This window comes from Pseudomonas violetae, from assembly GCF_023072615.1.
Lineage (GTDB): Bacteria > Pseudomonadota > Gammaproteobacteria > Pseudomonadales > Pseudomonadaceae > Aquipseudomonas > Aquipseudomonas violetae.
Window position 1 is genome coordinate 85,212 of sequence record NZ_JAKNRW010000004.1, and the last position, 17,477, is coordinate 102,688.

Here is a 17,477-nt window from a genome sequence, read left to right on the forward strand (position 1 = left end):
CATGGCCTTCCCCAGCCGCCATTCGCTCTTCCCCTTCTTGAGCTGGTTGCCTCGGCAAACCCGCGCCACTGTGGGGCGCGACCTTATCGTCGGCCTCAGCGGTGCAATTCTCGCGTTACCACAGTCGATTGCCTACGCCCTGATCGCCGGGCTCCCACCTGAATACGGGCTGTACGCCGCTATTGTTCCCGTCCTGATCGCCTGCCTGTGGGGTTCATCCTGGCACCTCATCTGTGGTCCTACGGCGGCAATTTCCATTGTCTTGTTCGCCAGTATCAGTCCACTGGCAGTTCCCGCATCACAGGACTACGTGGCGCTTATCCTGTTGCTGACGCTGCTGGCCGGGATCTTCCAATGGCTGTTGGGCTTACTGCGATTCGGCGCGTTGGTGAATTTCGTCTCCCACTCGGTGGTGTTGGGGTTCACCCTAGGTGCTGCGGTGGTGATTGCCGTCGGCCAGTTGCCCAACTTGCTGGGGCTGGACCTGCCCAGCCAGGCCACTGCACTCGACAGTTTCATATCAGTGTTTCAACACCTCCACCAGGTGGACAAGCCGTCGCTTATTCTCGGGCTGGCGACAGTGGTACTTGGGGTCAGTCTGAAATGGCTGCTACCGCGCTGGCCGACGCTGTTGATCACACTGGTAGCGGCGGGGCTGCTGGTATGGCTCTGGCCTGCGATGTTTGGCCACGTGAACCTAGTCAGTGCCTTTGTTGGTCGATTGCCGCCATTCAGCGCCGTGCCGCTAGACCTGGACCTGATCCTGCGATTGTTGCCCAGCGCGGTCGCAGTGGGCATGTTGGGGTTGGTGACCAGCCTGTCGATTGCTCGTTCCATATCGGCACGCTCGCAGCAACTGCTCGACGCCAATCAGGAAGTGCGCGCCCAGGGTTTATCCAACATGGTCGGTGCTTTTTTTTCCGGTTCGTTGTCCGCCGGCTCCTTCACGCGCTCGGGCCTGAGTTACGAAGCCGGGGCCTGTTCACCGCTGGCCGGCGTGTTCTCGGCATTGTGGGTCGCGCTGTTTGCAGTATTTGGCGCGGCATTGATCGCCCACATTCCGATTCCGGCGATGGCTGGCAGTATTCTGCTGATCGCCTGGGGCCTGGTGGATCATCGCGGCATTCGCGCATTGCTGAGGGTCAGTCGCGCCGAATTCCTGGTCATGGCACTGACCTGTGTCGCCACGCTACTGCTGGAGTTACAGACCGCAATCTACGCCGGGGTACTCGCTTCGCTGTTCTTCTACCTCAAGCGCACCTCGCAACCGCGGGTGCAGCATTGGCGCGAGGGCGAAGACGATGTGTTGCGGGTTGGCGGCTCGATCTTTTTCGGCGCCAGCCATTACCTCCAGGTACGCCTGCAGCGAATGCACGCTGCCCGGGTGGTGATCGAGGCCCAGCAGATCAATTTCATCGATTACTCAGGGGTGGAGATGTTGCATCAGGAGGCGCGGCGCCTGCTGAAGCAGGATCGCAGCCTGACCCTGCGGCAAGCGCGGCCGCAGGTGGTGGAGGAGTTAAGAAAGCTGGAAGGAGCGGAGAAATGCCCGATTCGGTTTGAAGACTGAAACAACTCGTTATGACCGACGCCAAACCTGTGGCGAGGGAGCTTGCTCGCGCTGGGTTGCGAAGCAGCCCTGAAATCTGCGGGAGCTTCGCACCCAAGCGCGAGCAAGCTCCCTCGCCACGAAAGCCTATAACGCCAATTGGCAGCGGAGTTCAGCCAATATCGGCGCGGTATCCGGTCGCACACCCCGCCACAGATAAAACGCTTCCGCCGCCTGTTCTGCCAACATTCCCAGGCCATCCATCGCCACAGCCGCGCCGTGCTCGCAGGCCCAGCGGCAGAACGATGTCGGTTCCTTGCCGTACATCATGTCGTAGCAAACCGTGTTGCCCGGCTCAATCAGACTGCTGGAAATCGGTGGAACGTCGCCGGACAGGCTCGCGGAAGTGGCGTTGATAATCAGGTCCACGGATTCCTCCAACCAGTCAAAGCCACTGGCCGACACCGGGCCCAGGTCGGCGAACAACTCTGCCAGCAATTCGGCTTTTTCCACCGTGCGGTTGGCGATGATCACCGACGCCGGTTGCTCGGCCAGCAATGGCTCCAGCGCACCACGCACCGCGCCGCCAGCGCCCAGCAGCAGGATGCGCTTACCCTTGAGGCTGAATGCCGCATTAACCGTCAGGTCCCGCACCAGTCCGGCGCCGTCGGTGTTATCCCCCAGCAGCGAGCCGTCAGCCAGTTTGCTCAAGGTATTCACCGCGCCAGCCCGCTGCGCGCGTTCGGTCAGGCTGTCGGCCAGGCGATAGGCCTCTTCCTTGAAGGGCACCGTGACATTGGCACCGCGACCCTCCAGGAAAAACGCCCGGGCAAAGTGGGAAAAATCATCGAGCGGCGCCAGCGAAGTGCTGTAGTCCAGTTGCTGACCCGTCTGCTCGGCAAACAGTCGATGGATCAGCGGCGACTTGCTATGGCCAATCGGGTTGCCGAATACGACGTAACGATCCATCAGTCTTCCTCGTTCAGGCCTTGGCCAACCAATCGCGGTCTTGCAGGAAATACTCGGTCAACCGAGCCTCTTCGCTTCCCGGCTCGGCTTTCCAGTCATAACCCCAGCGCACTTGCGGCGGCAGCGACATGAGGATCGATTCGGTACGACCGCCCGACTGCAAGCCGAACAGCGTGCCCCGGTCGTAGACCAGGTTGAACTCGACATACCGGCCGCGACGGAACTCCTGGAATTCACGTTGTTTGGCAGTGAACGCATCGTTCTTGCGGCGCTGGACGATCGGCAGATAGGCCTCGATGAACGCATCGCCGATGGCCCGCATGAAAGCAAAGCTGGTGTCGAAATCCCATTCATTCAGATCATCGAAGAATAGGCCGCCGATCCCACGAGGCTCATGGCGATGCTTGATATGAAAGTAGCTGTCGCACCATGCCTTGTAACGGGAATAGACATCCGGGCCAAACGGCGCGCAAGCCTGCTCGGCAACCCGGTGCCAATGCACGCAGTCTTCTTCATTGCCGTAGTAGGGCGTCAGGTCGAAGCCACCACCAAACCACCAGACAGGTTCTTCGCCTTCTTTCTCCGCGATGAAAAACCGCACATTGGCGTGTGAAGTCGGCACCTTTGGGTTGTGCGGGTGAATGACCAGGGACACGCCGAGCGCTTCGAAGCCACGTCCAGCAAGCTCCGGCCGATGGGCACTGGCGGAGGGTGGGAGGCCACTGCCAAACACGTGGGAAAAGTTGACGCCACCTTTCTCGATGACACTACCGTTCTCGATCACGCGAGTGCGACCGCCGCCACCAGCGGCTCTGGTCCAGGCATCCTCGACGAAGCGCGTACCGCCGTCTTCGGCTTCAAGGGCAGCACAAATGCGGTCTTGCAGGTCGAGCAGATAGGCTTTTACGGCCTCGGTACGGGTCGTCATGGCATCACCTTGAATCGGGACAAGCTGCGCGGCGCATCAATGGCCGGCGGCAAATTGCTGCACAGGATAACACCGCACCCTGCTCCCCCGCAGTTGACGAAGATCAAGCTTAGGAGTCCGATAGGGGGCTTACCAAACCGATCACAAGGAGAGTTCTGATGGCAAAGCGTATCCAGTTCAGTGCCCATGGCGGCCCTGAAGTGCTCGAGTATGTCGACTACCAACTTGCCGAGCCCGGTCCGCAGCAGGTGCGTGTGACCAACAAGGCCATCGGCCTGAACTTCATCGATACCTACTACCGCAGCGGATTGTATGCGCCACCGGCCTTGCCGTCGGGCCTGGGCTCGGAAGGCGCCGGGGTCGTCGACGCGGTAGGCAGCGCAGTCACCCGATTCAAAGTGGGTGATCGGGTGGCCTATGGCAGTGGTCCATTGGGCGCCTACAGTGACACTCACGTTTTGCCCGAAGCCAACCTGGTGCACCTGCCGAATGCGATCAGCTTCGAGCAGGCCGCCGGTGTGATGCTCAAGGGCCTGACCGTGCAGTACCTGTTGCGCCAAACCTATGAACTCAAGGGCGGCGAAACCATTCTCTTCCATGCGGCCGCGGGAGGGGTCGGTTCGCTGGCGTGCCAATGGGCCAAGGCCCTCGGTGTGAAGTTGATCGGCACTGTCAGCTCTGCGGAAAAAGCCGCACTGGCCGAGGCCAACGGTGCCTGGGCGACGATCGACTACAGCCATGAAAACGTAGCGCAGCGCGTCCTGGAGTTGACTGACGGCAAGAAAGTGCCCGTGGTTTACGACGGGGTCGGCAAGGACACCTGGCTGACTTCCCTCGACAGCGTTGCTCCGCGAGGCCTGGTGGTTAGCTTCGGCAATGCGTCGGGCGCGGTGGATGGGGTGAACCTTGGAATTCTATCGGCAAAGGGTTCGCTGTATGTGACCCGGCCAACGCTTGCGACCTACGCCAACAACGCCGAAAACCTGCAGCACATGGCGGATGAGTTGTTCGAGATGATCAGCAGCGGGAAGTTGAAGGTAGATATCAGCCAGAAATATCCACTGGCTGAAGCGGCGAAGGCGCAGACCGAGTTGTCGGCGCGGCGGACGACCGGCTCGACTATTTTGTTGCCTTGAGGACCTCATCGCGAGCAAGGCTCACTCCCACAGAGATGAAGTGTCGAAAATAATTATGTGACCGATACAAATCCTGTGGGAGTGAACCTGCTCGCGATTGGCAGCACCGCAGTCTCAATCCGGGCGAATGACCTGACCCGTCGCCAGGTCCCGAATCACACTCGGATTCCTGCGCCCACCCAAATTACCGCCCAAGACGTAATCAACCTGTCCGCGGAAATACTGTTCCACGCGAATACGCGTGCGCGCTGCTGGCCGACCTTGCGGGTTGGCCGACGTTGAAACCAACGGCCCAACCAATGCACACAAATCCCGCACCAGGGGATGATCGCTGACGCGTAACGCCACCGTTTCATGCATGCCGGTGATCCACAGGGGCAACTGATTCTGGTGCGGCACCAGCCAGGTATTCGGCCCCGGCCAGGTGCTGGCCATACGGTCCATCCACAACTCGGGAAAATCCTCGAACAGGAAGTCGAACTGGCGAATGTTGTCGGCGACCAGAATCAGGCCCTTCTCCATGGACCGTCCCTTGATCATCAGCAAACGCTCCACTGCTCTCTCATCCCATGGGTCGCACCCCAAACCCCAGACCGCTTCGGTTGGATAGGCAATGACCGCACCTGCGCGAACGGCTTGCGCGGCTTGTTGCACACGCCAACTGTTAACCATGAAAAACTCTCCGGAATAAGGCTATGCGCAGTTTACCGATGTTCCTCATAAAACCTAGCTCACCCGCGCAAACCAGCGCCCACTTTCACAAACTGCCCGACCGTCCATTTCCAGTTCTGTCAGCGCGGCCAGCACTTTGGGCAGTGCCCAACCGCTGCTGATGGCCAACGATTCGCTGGTATGCGGCGCCGCGTGAAGCAGCACGAGCAGGGGATGGGTCACCGTCGCCACGGTTGGGGAAAACGACAACTGTTGCCAGCCGCGTAACGCTTCGAGAATGTGCTCTATGGTTTCCACCAGCATCGCGCCCTCACGAATCAGCTGGTGACAGCCCTTGGCACCGGGATGATGAATCGATCCCGGAATCGCGTACACCTCACGCCCTTGCTCCGTCGCCAGTCTGGCGGTAATCAACGAACCACTGGCGACACTCGCCTCGACCACCAATACGCCGAGGGACAAACCGCTGATGATTCTGTTGCGCCGCGGAAAGTTGCTGGCGGTGGGGGCGGCGTCCAGCGGAAACTCCGAAACCACCGCGCTACCGGAGGCAATCATGGCGTCTGCCAGCCGACGATTGCGCTGTGGATAAAACTTTTCAAGCCCCGTGCCAAGTACCCCGACCGTTCGCCCGCCCACGTCCAGAGCCGCCTGATGTGCAGCGGCGTCAATGCCAAGGGCGAGGCCACTGGTAATCACAAAACCGGCACTGGCCAAGCTGCGGGAGAAAGCGGCGGCCGTGTCCATCCCCGGACGAGAGGCGCGACGACTGCCGACCATCGCTAACTGCGGTTTTTCCAGAATACCAGGATCACCCGCCACGAATAAAAAGGGCGGCGGGTCGCTGATTTCCGCCAGCAGCGCCGGGTAGTCAGGTTGGTCCCACATCAGTAAATGCTGGCCCGGACGCTCTAGCCAGGACAATGCGTGACTGGCGCCATCGCGCACATCAGCTTCACGACGAGCCTCGGCGCATGCGAAGGGCAGGCCCAATGACTTCCAGGCATTGGCGGGTGCGCCAAGGGCTTTCGAGGCCGAGCCGAAGGCGTCCAGCAGCTTTTTGAACCGCGCCGGACCCAATTCTGGCAAACGATGCAGACGCAGGCGCGCCTCCAGTTCTGCGGGAGATACCGATGTAGCAGCAGGCACATTCATGGATCATCCTTGATCGTTATGAGGCCCGTTCAATCGGGCATAAGCTGTGGATAAGTCTGTTGGTAACTTGTGAAGCAGGCTTACGGATTTCGTACTTTGTCCATCACCGCCAACGACCGCGAAGCATTGAGTACCAAGCCATAACTGAGTTTTTCGTACGTGCGGAAAACCATCAGCAGTCCGGCGCGTTCATCTGGAATCTTCAACGGCTGACCGGTGATCCGGTCTCGCACTGTTTCACCGGTTTTCATCACCACCAGAACATTGCCTTCGACCAATCCGTCGCGCTGCCCCTTATTCAATGTAACGACATCCATGGCACCTATTTGGGTCACCCCACGCGGCACATCGATGATCAAACCCTTGATGTCGGTCTTTGGTGCACTGGGCATGAAGGTAGAATTGATCGGACGCTCCTCGCTACTGAACAGGCGATCCCCCAGGCGCACCTCCTGTGTGGTGCGCTGCAGCACCAGGGTGGCGACGTCGCCCTCGGTGGCCACGATCTCGCCGCCGCCGATGTCGTCCGCGTTGATCCCCAGAAACTCCTTGCTCTCGGGGTCGGTGTATACCTTGCCCTGGCGGTAGATTCCGTAAACCGGCTGGTTCGAATCGAACTGCCCGCGGGCGAAGATGCGGTCTCCAGTGCCGCTGAGCACACGCTCTGCATCCCCGGCAACGATGTAGGGTGCCTGGTTGAACTCCTCGACCTTGTCGACGATACGGTTGCTCAGCAGGAAGCTGTTGATCGACTGCAGCGGAATGCTGGCAATGGCGTCCGCCACCGGTGAACTGCGAATCCGCGGCGAGAGCTTGATGGTGCCCCGGGAAGCCCCGCGATTGAGGGTCAGGCGCGGCTGGCCGTTGACGTAGACCAGTGACAGCGAGTCGCCTGGATAGATGAGATTGGGGTTTTCAATCTGGGGATTGGCTTGCCACAACTCCGGCCATTTCCATGGCTCGCGCAAGAATTTTCCAGAGATGTCCCAGAGTGTGTCTCCGGCAACCACCGTGTATTGCTGTGGAAAACCTTCCCTGAGTTGCACTTGCCCATGCGCTAAACCGGCTGAAGCCAGAAGGAGCAGGGCGAGTAGTGATTTCCTCATGCGGTGAATCCCTTTATTATGTGCGTTCGCGTGAAACGCCAGAGCCCTCGTGGCTCGCTCCCGACTCTTTCCAGAGAAAAGGGAGCTACGCTTCACAACGGTAGCCTGCATCTTCGGAGCCGCCAGGCCATCGACCCGACTTTACCTCACACGTGCAGCAAATAAGCTTATGGCCATTTTAGACATCCTCGAATTTCCCGACTCGCGCCTGCGCACTATCGCCAAACCTGTGGCTGTAGTGGACGACGAAGTGCGTCAGTTGGTCGACGACATGTTTGAAACAATGTATGAAGCGCCAGGCATCGGCCTCGCCGCGACCCAGGTCAACGTGCACAAACGTATCGTCGTGATGGACCTCTCCGAAGACCGCAGCGAACCGCGGGTATTCATCAACCCCGAGTTCGAATCACTGACCGACGAGATGGAACAGTATCAGGAAGGCTGCCTCTCGGTGCCGGGCTTCTACGAAAACGTCGATCGCCCGCAAAAGGTCAAGGTAAAGGCCCTGGACCGCGACGGCCAGCCTTACGAACTGATCGCCGAAGGGCTGCTCGCCGTGTGCATCCAGCATGAGTGCGACCACCTCAACGGTAAATTGTTCGTCGACTACCTGTCCAACCTGAAACGTGACCGAATCAAGAAGAAACTGGAAAAGCTCCATCGCCAGAACGCTTGATGCCCTCCTTTCAAAGGCTTGCTGCGGCAAGCCTTTTTCTTTTTCAGAGAACGCTCCCATGAATGAGCCACTGCGCATCGTCTTTGCCGGCACCCCGGAATTCGCAGCCGAACACCTCAAGGCACTGCTCGCCAGCCCGTACGAGATTGTCGCGGTCTACACCCAGCCGGACCGTCCGGCAGGCCGTGGGCAAAAGCTGATGCCAAGCCCGGTCAAGCAGCTCGCTCTGGAAAACCATATTCCGGTGCTGCAGCCGCCGACCCTGCGCAATGAAGACGCCCAAGCCGAATTGGCCGCGCTGAACCCGGACTTGCTGGTGGTGGTCGCCTACGGCCTGATCCTGCCGCAAGCGGTGCTGGATATTCCACGTCTGGGCTGCATCAACAGTCACGCCTCTCTGCTCCCGCGCTGGCGCGGAGCGGCGCCAATCCAGCGTGCCATCGAAGCCGGTGACCGCGAAAGTGGCGTCACCGTAATGCGTATGGAGCTGGGTCTCGATACCGGACCCATGCTGCTTAAAGTCACCACCCCGATCACCGGCGCAGATACGGGAGGCAGCCTCCACGACCGACTGGCTGAAATGGGTCCGCCGGCGGTGATTCAGGCTATCGCCGGGCTAGCTACCGGAACGCTGGAAGGCGAGGTGCAGGACGATAGCCTCGCCACTTACGCGCACAAATTGAACAAGGACGAAGCGCGCATCGACTGGAGTCGCCCGGCGGTTGAGCTGGAACGCCTGGTCCGCGCCTTCAACCCCTGGCCAATCACCCACAGCACCCTCAATGGCGAAGCGTTGAAAGTCCTGGCCGCGAACCTCGCGGAAGGACAGGGTGTTCCAGGTGAAGTGCTGAGCGCCAGCAAGGACGGCCTGTCCGTAGCTTGCGGCGAGCAAGCGTTGTGCCTCACGTGCCTGCAATTGCCCGGCGGCAAGGCGTTGAACTTCAGTGACCTGTTTAACAGCCGTCGCGAGAAATTTGCCATCGGCACCGTCCTCGGCCAAGCGGTGGACGCTCAATGAACCCGCGTCTCGCCGCCGCCAAGGCGCTCGCAGCTGTTCTTAGCGGCAAAGCGTCTCTGAACAGTTCACTGCCGACTCAAATGGACAAGGTTGAAGACCGCGATCGCGGCTTCACCCAGGACCTGGCGTTTGGCACTGCGCGCTGGCAGCCACGCTTATCGGAGCTCGCGGCAAAACTACTGCAGAAACCCTTCAAGGCGGCAGACGTCGATGTCGAGGCGCTGTTGCTGGTCGGCCTGTACCAATTGCTCTACACCCGGGTTCCCGCCCACGCCGCCATCGGTGAAACCGTCGGTTGCGCGGACAAGCTGAAAAAGCCATGGGCCAAGGCGCTGCTCAACGCCGTGCTGCGCCGCGCCCAGCGAGAAAGCGAAACGCTGCTGGCAGAACTGGAGCACGATCCGGTGGTGCGAACTGCCCATCCGCGCTGGCTGCAAAAATCGCTCAAGGCTTTCTGGCCCGAGCAGTGGGAAGCCATCTGTGCCGCAAATAACGCGCACCCACCGATGATTCTGCGGGTAAACCGCCGTCATCACAGCCGCGACGCCTACCTCGGGCTGCTAAGTGAAGCGGGCATCGCCGCCGGCCCCTGTGTCTACAGCCAGGATGGCATCATTCTCGATGCGGCCGCCGATGTGCGCAGCCTGCCGGGATTCGCCGAGGGCTGGATCAGCGTGCAGGACGAAGCGGCGCAACTGGCGGCCGATCTCCTTGACCTGGCACCGGGCCAACGGGTTCTGGACGCTTGCTGCGCGCCGGGCGGCAAGACCTGCCATATCCTCGAGGCCGAACCTAAGCTGGCTGGCGTCGTGGCAGTAGACCTGGAGGCCAAGCGCCTGGTGCGCGTGCGGGAAAACCTCGCACGCCTGGGCCTGAGCGCCGAACTTATCGCTGCCGATGGCCGCGACATCGCCACGTGGTGGGACGGCAAACCGTTCCAGCGTATCCTGCTTGATGCCCCCTGCTCGGCGACCGGCGTCATCCGGCGTCATCCGGACATCAAGCTGACCCGCCAACCCGACGACATCGCCGCACTGGCAGCCCTTCAGGGCGAACTGCTGGACGCCATGTGGACAACCCTGGAAGTCGGCGGCATTGTGCTTTACGCCACCTGCTCCACATTGCCGACCGAGAACACCGAAGTCATCCAAGCCTTCCTCGCCCGCACACCAGGCGCCCGTGAGCTCGATCTCGCCACGGCAGCTGGCATAAAGCAGCTCCACGGCCGCCAGTTGCTGGCCCAGGAAGGCGGACATGACGGGTTCTACTACGCCAAGCTGATCAAGATCGCCGCCGCGCGCGGTTAACCGGATTTCAAGGGAGAGACTGGATGAAAATCATCATCCTCGGTGCGGGGCAGGTAGGCGGTTCGCTGGCGGAACACCTGGCCAGTGAAGCCAATGACATTACCGTGGTCGACACCGACAGTGAACGCCTGCGGGACCTCGGCGACCGACTGGACATTCGCACCGTACAAGGTCGCGGCTCATTGCCCACGGTACTGCGTCAAGCTGGCGCCGACGACGCCGACATGCTGGTGGCGGTGACCAACAGCGACGAAACCAACATGGTCGCGTGCCAGGTTGCCCACACCCTGTTCCACACACCGACCAAGATCGCCCGGGTACGTGAAGCGGCGTACCTCACCCGCTCCGAATTGTTCGACAACGAAGCGATCCCGGTCGACGTGCTGATCAGCCCGGAACAAGTGGTGACCAACTACATCAAGCGCCTGATTCAGCATCCAGGTGCGCTGCAGGTCATCGACTTCGCCGAAGGCAAAGCGCAACTGGTGGCAGTGAAGGCTTATTACGGCGGACCGCTGGTGGGCCAGCAACTTCGTCAGTTACGCGAACACATGCCGAATGTCGAAACCCGGGTCGCGGCGATTTTCCGCCGGGACCGACCGATCTTGCCCCAGGGCGACACGGTAATCGAAGCCGACGACGAAGTGTTTTTCATCGCAGCCAAAGCAAATATTCGCGCGGTGATGAGCGAAATGCGTCGCCTGGATGAAACCTACAAACGCATCGTCATCGCCGGCGGCGGGCAGATCGGCGAACGCTTGGCCGAGGCGATCGAAAGCCGCTATCAAGTGAAGATCATCGAGATGAGCCCGACACGCTGCCGGCACCTGTCAGACACTCTGGACACGACCGTGGTGTTGCAGGGCAGCGCTTCGGACCGCGATCTGCTGCTGGAAGAAAACATTGCCGACGCCGACTTGTTCCTGGCCCTGACCAACGACGATGAAGCCAACATCATGTCTTCGCTGCTGGCCAAACGCCTGGGTGCGAAGAAGGTGATGACGATCATCAACAACCCGGCCTATGTAGATTTGATCCAGGGCGGCGACATCGATATCGCCATCAGCCCGCAACTCGCGACCATCGGCACCTTGCTCGCCCACGTGCGCCGTGGAGATATCGTCAGCGTGCACTCATTGCGCCGGGGTGCGGCGGAGGCGATCGAGGCGATTGCCCACGGCGATGCAAAGTCGAGCAAGGTGATCGGCAAGGCCATCGAGAACATTGGCCTGCCTCCGGGCACGACCATTGGTGCGATCATTCGCGATGAAGAAGTGATCATTGCCCATGACGACACGGTGATCGAGGCGGGGGATCATGTGATCCTGTTCCTTGTGGATAAAAAGCATATCCGGGACGTGGAGAAGCTTTTTCATGTGGGGTTGAGTTTCTTCTAATTCCGAATGTGAGGGGCCACGATGATTGAGTCACTGGAAAAAATGCTCGCCAAGGGTGTGGATAACTCATTGCTGCGCTTCGGCCTGGGCAAGGGTTACTTGGATCTGGGAGAAAACGTCAAGGCGGCCGAGCATTTCCAGCGCTGTGTAGCATTCGATCCGAAATATTCGGCGGCCTGGAAGCTACTGGGCAAGGCGTATCTGGCGCAGGCTGACTTCGCAGCTGCCCGCCAGGCCTGGGAAATGGGCCTGGAGGCCGCCCGCGCCCATGGCGACAAGCAGGCGGAAAAAGAGATGACCGTATTCCTGAAGAAACTCGATCGCCACCTGTAGCTGGCGAAGCCTGCGATCTTTTGACCTTTTCAAATCAAAAGATCGCAGGCAGCACCAGCTCCTACGGGGTTATCCACACCCTCAGTACCAACGCTCCTCGCCCGGCGGACGCTTCTTGAAGCGTTTCATGCTCCACATGTACTGGCTCGGATAGGCCCGAACATAACGCTCCACCACCTTGCTCATGGCCGCGCAGGAAGTCTCGGTATCGGTGCTGTACATCGCATCGGGCGCGGCTTCGAGGATCACTTTGTAACCTGAACCGTCCGGCAGCCGCAGTGCATGCAGGAATACGCCGACGGCTTTGCCGCCGGCCAGCATGTTGGGTACAAATTTGCTGGTCAGGGCCTGGGTGGCAAAGAACGGCACGAAAATGCCGGCAGACTCCGCCGGCTCGGGATCTGCAGGAATACCCACCGCACCGCCTTTGCGCACTTCCTTGATCACGCTGAGAATGCCTTCCTTGGTGGAAGCCGCGACACGGTTGCCCAGTTGCACCCGCTGTTTGCGCAGCAAGTCATCTACCGCCTTCAACTTCGGTGGCCGGTAGAAGATGATCGGCTTGCACTGGCTGCAATAGAAATGGTTCAGCACTTCCCAATTGCCCAGGTGGCTGGTGATGCCCACAACCCCCTTTCCCGAAGCCAGGGCGTCCTTCAGCACGTCAAGGCCTTCGACTTCACGCACCAAAGCGATCGAGCGCTGCGCCGGCCAGATCCAAGCGCAGGCACTCTCTGTCAGCGACTTGCCGATGTCCCGCAGGCTGCGGCCCACCAGCTGTTCACGCTCGGCCGGAGCCATCTCGGGGAAACACTTGGCCAGATTGATCCGTACCACATCGCGGGAGCGGTTGGGGGTTTTCCACATCACCCAGCCAATGGCCGAGCCGACTGCCTGCACTGCTCGCCAGGGAAGCAGGGCAAACAACCGCAGAGCGCCTACCAGCAAGGCGCCTTTAAACTTATCCACAGGTCACTCCTGATCTTGTGCTGTGTGCGAGGCAGCCATTCTAACCGCCGTTCGCCAAGGTCGCGTAACGATCGCAATCGCGGGTGTGGTCCATGACCATGCCCGAGGCCTGCATCAGTGCATAACAAATGGTTGGCCCAACGAAGGTGAACCCGGCCTTTTTCAGGGCCTTGCTCATTTCTACCGCCACGGGTGTCACCGCCGGCACTTCGCTGCGATCCTTGAAATGATTGATCACCGGCATTCCGCCGACGAACGACCAGAGAAACCTCACTGGGTCCTCCAGCGCCAGCCACGCCTGGGCGTTCCGCCGAGCGGCGTTGAGTTTCAGGCGATTGCGGATGATGCCGGGATCGAGCATCAACTCATCGATTTGCGCATCGCTCATCTGCGCCACACGCTGCACATCGAAGCCGAACAGCACCTCGCGATAACGCTCGCGTTTGCGCAGCACGGTGATCCAGGAAAGGCCGGCCTGGAACCCTTCGAGCAAAAGCAACTCGAACAGTCCCTGCGCATCGCAAAGCGGCGTGCCCCACTCCTGATCGTGATAAGCCATGTACAGCGGATCTTCGGAACACCAAAAGCAGCGTGGCATAAGGCTCCAGGGGGCGTGCGCAGGACCGAATCGGGTATACTCCCGCTCTTTAAATCGCAGCCCAAGAAACAGGTGAATTTCGTGAGCCAGCCTACGCCAGCCGTGCGTACCTTCCAAGACTTGATCCTCGCCCTTCAGCAATACTGGGCCGAGCAAGGTTGTGTGGTACTTCAGCCCTACGATATGGAAGTAGGCGCCGGCACTTTCCACACTGCCACATTCCTGCGCGCCATTGGCCCGGAAACCTGGAACGCCGCTTATGTGCAGCCCAGTCGTCGCCCGACTGACGGCCGCTACGGCGAAAACCCGAACCGTCTGCAGCACTACTACCAGTTCCAGGTAGTCCTGAAGCCGAACCCGGACAACTTCCAGGAACTGTACCTGGGCTCCCTCAAGCACGTCGGCCTGGACCCGTTGGTCCACGACATCCGTTTCGTCGAAGACAACTGGGAGTCGCCGACACTGGGCGCCTGGGGTCTGGGCTGGGAAGTCTGGCTCAACGGCATGGAAGTGACGCAGTTCACTTACTTCCAGCAAGCGGGCGGCATCGAGTGCTACCCAGTGACCGGCGAGATCACTTACGGTCTCGAGCGCCTGGCCATGTACCTGCAAGGCGTGGACTCGGTCTACGACCTGGTCTGGGCTGACGGTCCGATGGGCAAAGTGACCTACGGCGACGTGTTCCACCAGAACGAAGTCGAGCAATCGACCTACAACTTCGAACACGCCAACGTCGAGAAGCTGTTCGAACTGTTCGATTTCTATGAAAGCGAAGCCAAGCGCCTGATCGAACTCGACCAGCCGCTACCGTTGCCTAGCTACGAAATGGTGTTGAAGGCGTCCCACACTTTCAACCTGCTGGATGCGCGCCGGGCTATCTCGGTGACTGCGCGTCAGCAATACATCCTGCGCGTGCGCACCCTGGCGCGTTCCGTTGCGCAAGCCTACTTGCTGGCTCGCGCCAAGCTGGGCTTCCCGATGGCGACCCCGGATTTGCGTGACGAAGTACTGGCCAAGCTGGAGGCTGCACAATGAGTGCTCTGGATTTTCTGGTTGAACTGGGCACCGAAGAACTGCCACCCAAAGCCCTGAACGCTTTGGCTGATGCCTTCCTCGCCGGTATCGACAAGGGCCTGCAAGCTGCCGGCCTGAACTACGAGACCAAAACCGTCTACGCCGCGCCACGTCGTTTGGCTGTACTGATCACTGCGCTGGCTACCCAGCAGCCGGATCGCAGCATCAATCTCGATGGCCCGCCACGCCAGGCCGCGTTCGATGCCGAAGGCAACCCGACTCAGGCAGCCCTGGGTTTTGCCAAGAAGTGCGGCGTTGACCTGAGCGAAATCGATCAGAGCGGCCCGAAATTGCGTTACAGCCAGAGCATCGCCGGTAAACCGACCGCAAGCCTGCTGCCAACCATCGTCGAAGACTCGCTGAACGACCTGCCGATTCCCAAGCGCATGCGTTGGGGAGCTCGCAAGGAAGAGTTTGTGCGTCCGACCCAATGGCTGGTGATGCTGCTCGGTGACCAAGTCATCGACTGCACCATCCTCGCCCAGAAGTCCGGCCGCGATTCCCGTGGTCACCGCTTCCATCACCCGCAAAGCGTGCGTATCACCGCGCCGGCCAATTACTTGGCCGACCTGCGTAACGCGTATGTCCTGGCCGATGCCAATGAGCGTCGCGCACTGATCAGCAAGCGCACCGAAGAACTGGCGACGATGCAGGAAGGTACTGCAATCGTTCCACCAGCCCTGCTCGACGAAGTGACTGCGCTGGTTGAATGGCCGGTGCCGCTGGTGTGCTCTTTCGAGGAACGCTTCCTCGACGTGCCGCAGGAAGCCCTGATTACCACCATGCAGGACAACCAAAAATATTTCTGCCTGCTGGATGCCGATGGCAAGTTGCTGCCCCGTTTCATTACCGTGGCCAACATCGAAAGCAAAGACCCGCAGCAGATCATCGCCGGTAACGAGAAAGTGGTTCGTCCACGCCTGACCGACGCCGAGTTCTTCTTCAAGCAAGACAAGAAGCAGAAGCTCGAAGACTTCAACCTGCGCCTGCAGAATGTGGTGTTCCAGGAAAAACTCGGCAGCGTCTACGACAAGGCCGAACGCGTTTCCAAGCTTGCTGCCTTCATCGCTCAACGCATCGGCGGCAACGCTGCATGGGCGGCCCGCGCAGGCCTGCTGTCCAAGTGCGACCTGTCGACCGAGATGGTCGGTGAGTTCCCGGAGATGCAAGGTGTCGCCGGTTACTACTACGCCCTCAACGACGGCGAGCCGGAAGAAGTCGCCCTGGCCCTGAACGAGCAGTACATGCCGCGCGGTGCCGGCGCTGAACTGCCGACCACCTTGACCGGTGCGGCCGTGGCCATCGCTGACAAGCTCGACACCCTGGTCGGCATCTTCGGCATCGGCATGCTGCCAACCGGCAGCAAAGACCCGTACGCCCTGCGCCGTGCTGCACTCGGCGTGTTGCGCATCCTGATCGACAAGAAGCTCGACCTCGACCTGAACGACGCCGTGGCCTTCGCCGTGAATGCGTTCGGCTCCAAGATCAAGACTGCCGGCCTGAATGACTCGGTGCTGGAATTCATCTTCGATCGTCTGCGTGCCCGCTACGAAGACGAAGGCGTGGATGTCGCGACCTACCTGTCGGTGCGCGCACTGAAACCAGGCTCCGCACTGGACTTCGATCAGCGCGTGCAAGCCGTCCAGGCTTTCCGTCAATTGCCGGAAGCCGCCGCACTGGCCGCGGTGAACAAGCGCGTGTCGAACCTGCTGAGCAAGGTCGAAGGCTCGGTACCGACCGTTGTCGAAGCCAAGTACTTCGATAACGCCAACGAGTTCTCCCTGTATTCGGCGATCCAGCAGGCTGACCAGGCTGTCCAGCCGATGGCTGCCGCACGTCAGTACAGCGAATCCCTGGCTCGTCTGGCCGCCTTGCGCGAGCCGGTGGATGCTTTCTTCGAAGCCGTGATGGTCAACGCGGATGACGCCAACGTGCGCGCCAACCGTTATGCGTTGCTGGCGCGTCTGCGCGGATTGTTCCTCGGCGTTGCCGATATTTCATTGCTGGGCTGAGGGATTGCTGTTGAAACTGCTGATTCTTGATCGAGACGGGGTGATCAACTACGACTCCGACGCTTACATCAAGTCGGTGGAGGAGTGGATACCGCTCCCCGGTTCGATTGAGGCCATCGCGCAGTTGAGCAAGGCCGGCTGGACGGTGGCAGTCGCTACCAACCAGTCGGGCATCGCTCGCGGCTATTACGACCTCGCCACCCTGGACGCCATGCACGAGCGTTTGCGCTCGCTCGTGGCGGAGCAGGGCGGCGAGGTCGGGCTGATCGTCTATTGCCCGCACGGGCCCGACGAAGGCTGCGATTGCCGCAAGCCAAAACCCGGGATGTTGCAAAGCATCGCCGCTCATTACAACGTATCGCTGACAAACCTATGGTTCGTCGGCGATAGTCTTGGTGACCTGGAAGCCGCCAAAGCCGTCGATTCTCAGCCCGTGTTGGTAAAGACCGGGAAGGGCGAAAAAACGCTGGGCAAGACCCTCCCGGTGGGCACCTTGATTTTTGACGATCTGGCGGCGATTGCCGCAGAACTTATCCACAATTAGAGCGTTTTCGATATTCCTGAACAAGGATTGATCG

At 60.2% G+C, this 17,477-nt stretch carries 17 protein-coding genes; 10 read left to right on the plus strand and 7 right to left on the minus strand.

What is annotated here, in order from left to right:
* Position 1 precedes the first annotated feature (1 nt).
* Positions 2 to 1,570, plus strand: a complete 1,569-nt coding sequence (locus L9059_RS07035; protein ID WP_247289587.1) for a SulP family inorganic anion transporter — start codon at positions 2 to 4, stop codon at positions 1,568 to 1,570.
* A gap of 126 nt (positions 1,571 to 1,696) precedes the next feature.
* Here L9059_RS07035 and aroE read toward each other — a convergent pair whose 3' ends face one another.
* Together aroE and hemF are read right to left on the minus strand one after the other, a co-directional pair.
* The gene (gene aroE, locus L9059_RS07040) at positions 1,697 to 2,518 is read right to left on the minus strand and encodes a shikimate dehydrogenase (protein WP_247289589.1); all 822 of its coding nucleotides are present in this window, start codon (positions 2,516 to 2,518) and stop codon (positions 1,697 to 1,699) included.
* A gap of 13 nt (positions 2,519 to 2,531) precedes the next feature.
* A complete protein-coding gene (gene hemF, locus L9059_RS07045) occupies positions 2,532 to 3,446 on the minus strand; it encodes an oxygen-dependent coproporphyrinogen oxidase (protein ID WP_247289590.1) in 915 nt (304 codons plus the stop codon).
* 158 nt (positions 3,447 to 3,604) lie between these two features.
* On the opposite strand from hemF, the gene L9059_RS07050 reads away from it, so the two are divergent.
* Entirely contained in the window at positions 3,605 to 4,582 is a 978-nt protein-coding gene (locus tag L9059_RS07050; protein WP_247289592.1) for an NADPH:quinone reductase, read from the plus strand.
* 114 nt (positions 4,583 to 4,696) lie between these two features.
* Here the strand turns inward: L9059_RS07050 and tsaC are convergent, their stop codons facing one another.
* The 3 genes from tsaC to L9059_RS07065 all read right to left on the minus strand — a co-directional run bounded on the left by tsaC (position 4,697) and on the right by L9059_RS07065 (position 7,515).
* Complete coding sequence (tsaC, locus tag L9059_RS07055) at positions 4,697 to 5,254, minus strand: L-threonylcarbamoyladenylate synthase type 1 TsaC (RefSeq protein WP_247289594.1); 558 nt, start codon at positions 5,252 to 5,254, stop codon at positions 4,697 to 4,699.
* Between the two features lie 54 nt (positions 5,255 to 5,308).
* Positions 5,309 to 6,409, minus strand: coding sequence for a DNA-processing protein DprA (gene dprA, locus L9059_RS07060; RefSeq protein ID WP_247289596.1), 1,101 nt, complete (start codon positions 6,407 to 6,409; stop codon positions 5,309 to 5,311).
* 80 nt (positions 6,410 to 6,489) lie between these two features.
* Positions 6,490 to 7,515 carry a LysM peptidoglycan-binding domain-containing protein gene (locus L9059_RS07065; RefSeq protein WP_247289598.1) on the minus strand — a complete coding sequence of 342 codons (1,026 nt, stop codon included), beginning with the start codon at positions 7,513 to 7,515 and terminating at the stop codon, positions 6,490 to 6,492.
* Positions 7,516 to 7,684: 169 nt separating this feature from the next.
* Here L9059_RS07065 and def point away from each other — a divergent pair, with 169 nt between their 5' ends.
* From def to L9059_RS07090, 5 genes are read left to right on the plus strand one after another with little or no spacing between them, the layout of a single operon-like run.
* Positions 7,685 to 8,191: a peptide deformylase gene (def, locus tag L9059_RS07070; RefSeq protein ID WP_017341723.1), complete on the plus strand. Its 507-nt coding sequence runs from the start codon at positions 7,685 to 7,687 to the stop codon at positions 8,189 to 8,191.
* Positions 8,192 to 8,249: 58 nt separating this feature from the next.
* A complete protein-coding gene (gene fmt / locus L9059_RS07075) occupies positions 8,250 to 9,209 on the plus strand; it encodes a methionyl-tRNA formyltransferase (protein ID WP_247289599.1) in 960 nt (319 codons plus the stop codon).
* Positions 9,206 to 10,516: a 16S rRNA (cytosine(967)-C(5))-methyltransferase RsmB gene (gene rsmB / locus L9059_RS07080; RefSeq protein WP_247289601.1), complete on the plus strand. Its 1,311-nt coding sequence runs from the start codon at positions 9,206 to 9,208 to the stop codon at positions 10,514 to 10,516. The genes fmt and rsmB overlap by 4 nt, the downstream gene beginning before the upstream one ends.
* Before the next feature lie 23 nt (positions 10,517 to 10,539).
* Entirely contained in the window at positions 10,540 to 11,913 is a 1,374-nt protein-coding gene (gene trkA / locus L9059_RS07085; protein WP_247289603.1) for a Trk system potassium transporter TrkA, read from the plus strand.
* 21 nt (positions 11,914 to 11,934) lie between these two features.
* On the plus strand, positions 11,935 to 12,246 hold the full coding sequence (locus L9059_RS07090; protein ID WP_247289605.1) for a tetratricopeptide repeat protein: 312 nt from the start codon (positions 11,935 to 11,937) through the stop codon (positions 12,244 to 12,246).
* An 81-nt stretch (positions 12,247 to 12,327) separates the two neighbouring features.
* Here the strand turns inward: L9059_RS07090 and L9059_RS07095 are convergent, their stop codons facing one another.
* Together L9059_RS07095 and tag are read right to left on the minus strand one after the other, a co-directional pair.
* Positions 12,328 to 13,215, minus strand: coding sequence for a lysophospholipid acyltransferase (locus L9059_RS07095; RefSeq protein WP_247289607.1), 888 nt, complete (start codon positions 13,213 to 13,215; stop codon positions 12,328 to 12,330).
* 40 nt (positions 13,216 to 13,255) lie between these two features.
* Complete coding sequence (gene tag / locus L9059_RS07100; protein WP_247289609.1) at positions 13,256 to 13,813, minus strand: DNA-3-methyladenine glycosylase I; 558 nt, start codon at positions 13,811 to 13,813, stop codon at positions 13,256 to 13,258.
* 81 nt (positions 13,814 to 13,894) lie between these two features.
* On the opposite strand from tag, the gene glyQ reads away from it, so the two are divergent.
* Genes glyQ through gmhB form a run of 3 tightly spaced genes read left to right on the plus strand, consistent with a single transcriptional unit; the run spans position 13,895 to position 17,443 of the window.
* Positions 13,895 to 14,848 carry a glycine--tRNA ligase subunit alpha gene (gene glyQ / locus L9059_RS07105; protein WP_008155694.1) on the plus strand — a complete coding sequence of 318 codons (954 nt, stop codon included), beginning with the start codon at positions 13,895 to 13,897 and terminating at the stop codon, positions 14,846 to 14,848.
* Positions 14,845 to 16,899: a glycine--tRNA ligase subunit beta gene (gene glyS, locus L9059_RS07110; protein WP_247289610.1), complete on the plus strand. Its 2,055-nt coding sequence runs from the start codon at positions 14,845 to 14,847 to the stop codon at positions 16,897 to 16,899. Before glyQ ends, glyS begins: the two co-directional genes overlap by 4 nt.
* Before the next feature lie 4 nt (positions 16,900 to 16,903).
* The gene (gmhB, locus tag L9059_RS07115) at positions 16,904 to 17,443 is read left to right on the plus strand and encodes a D-glycero-beta-D-manno-heptose 1,7-bisphosphate 7-phosphatase (protein ID WP_247289613.1); all 540 of its coding nucleotides are present in this window, start codon (positions 16,904 to 16,906) and stop codon (positions 17,441 to 17,443) included.
* The last annotated feature ends 34 nt before the right edge of the window (positions 17,444 to 17,477 follow it).

What these genes read in the sequence shown, in the direction of transcription:
- fmt (WP_247289599.1), top strand. Translation starts at nt 8,250, where the DNA reads ATGAATGAGCCACTGCGCATCGTCTTTGCCGGCACCCCGGAATTCGCA.
- L9059_RS07035 (WP_247289587.1), top strand. Translation starts at nt 2, where the DNA reads ATGGCCTTCCCCAGCCGCCATTCGCTCTTCCCCTTCTTGAGCTGGTTG.
- glyS (WP_247289610.1), top strand. Translation starts at nt 14,845, where the DNA reads ATGAGTGCTCTGGATTTTCTGGTTGAACTGGGCACCGAAGAACTGCCA.
- L9059_RS07090 (WP_247289605.1), top strand. Translation starts at nt 11,935, where the DNA reads ATGATTGAGTCACTGGAAAAAATGCTCGCCAAGGGTGTGGATAACTCA.
- L9059_RS07065 (WP_247289598.1), bottom strand. Translation starts at nt 7,515, where the DNA reads ATGAGGAAATCACTACTCGCCCTGCTCCTTCTGGCTTCAGCCGGTTTA.
- hemF (WP_247289590.1), bottom strand. Translation starts at nt 3,446, where the DNA reads ATGACGACCCGTACCGAGGCCGTAAAAGCCTATCTGCTCGACCTGCAA.
- L9059_RS07050 (WP_247289592.1), top strand. Translation starts at nt 3,605, where the DNA reads ATGGCAAAGCGTATCCAGTTCAGTGCCCATGGCGGCCCTGAAGTGCTC.
- tag (WP_247289609.1), bottom strand. Translation starts at nt 13,813, where the DNA reads ATGCCACGCTGCTTTTGGTGTTCCGAAGATCCGCTGTACATGGCTTAT.
- trkA (WP_247289603.1), top strand. Translation starts at nt 10,540, where the DNA reads ATGAAAATCATCATCCTCGGTGCGGGGCAGGTAGGCGGTTCGCTGGCG.
- def (WP_017341723.1), top strand. Translation starts at nt 7,685, where the DNA reads ATGGCCATTTTAGACATCCTCGAATTTCCCGACTCGCGCCTGCGCACT.
- aroE (WP_247289589.1), bottom strand. Translation starts at nt 2,518, where the DNA reads ATGGATCGTTACGTCGTATTCGGCAACCCGATTGGCCATAGCAAGTCG.
- dprA (WP_247289596.1), bottom strand. Translation starts at nt 6,409, where the DNA reads ATGAATGTGCCTGCTGCTACATCGGTATCTCCCGCAGAACTGGAGGCG.
- rsmB (WP_247289601.1), top strand. Translation starts at nt 9,206, where the DNA reads ATGAACCCGCGTCTCGCCGCCGCCAAGGCGCTCGCAGCTGTTCTTAGC.
- tsaC (WP_247289594.1), bottom strand. Translation starts at nt 5,254, where the DNA reads ATGGTTAACAGTTGGCGTGTGCAACAAGCCGCGCAAGCCGTTCGCGCA.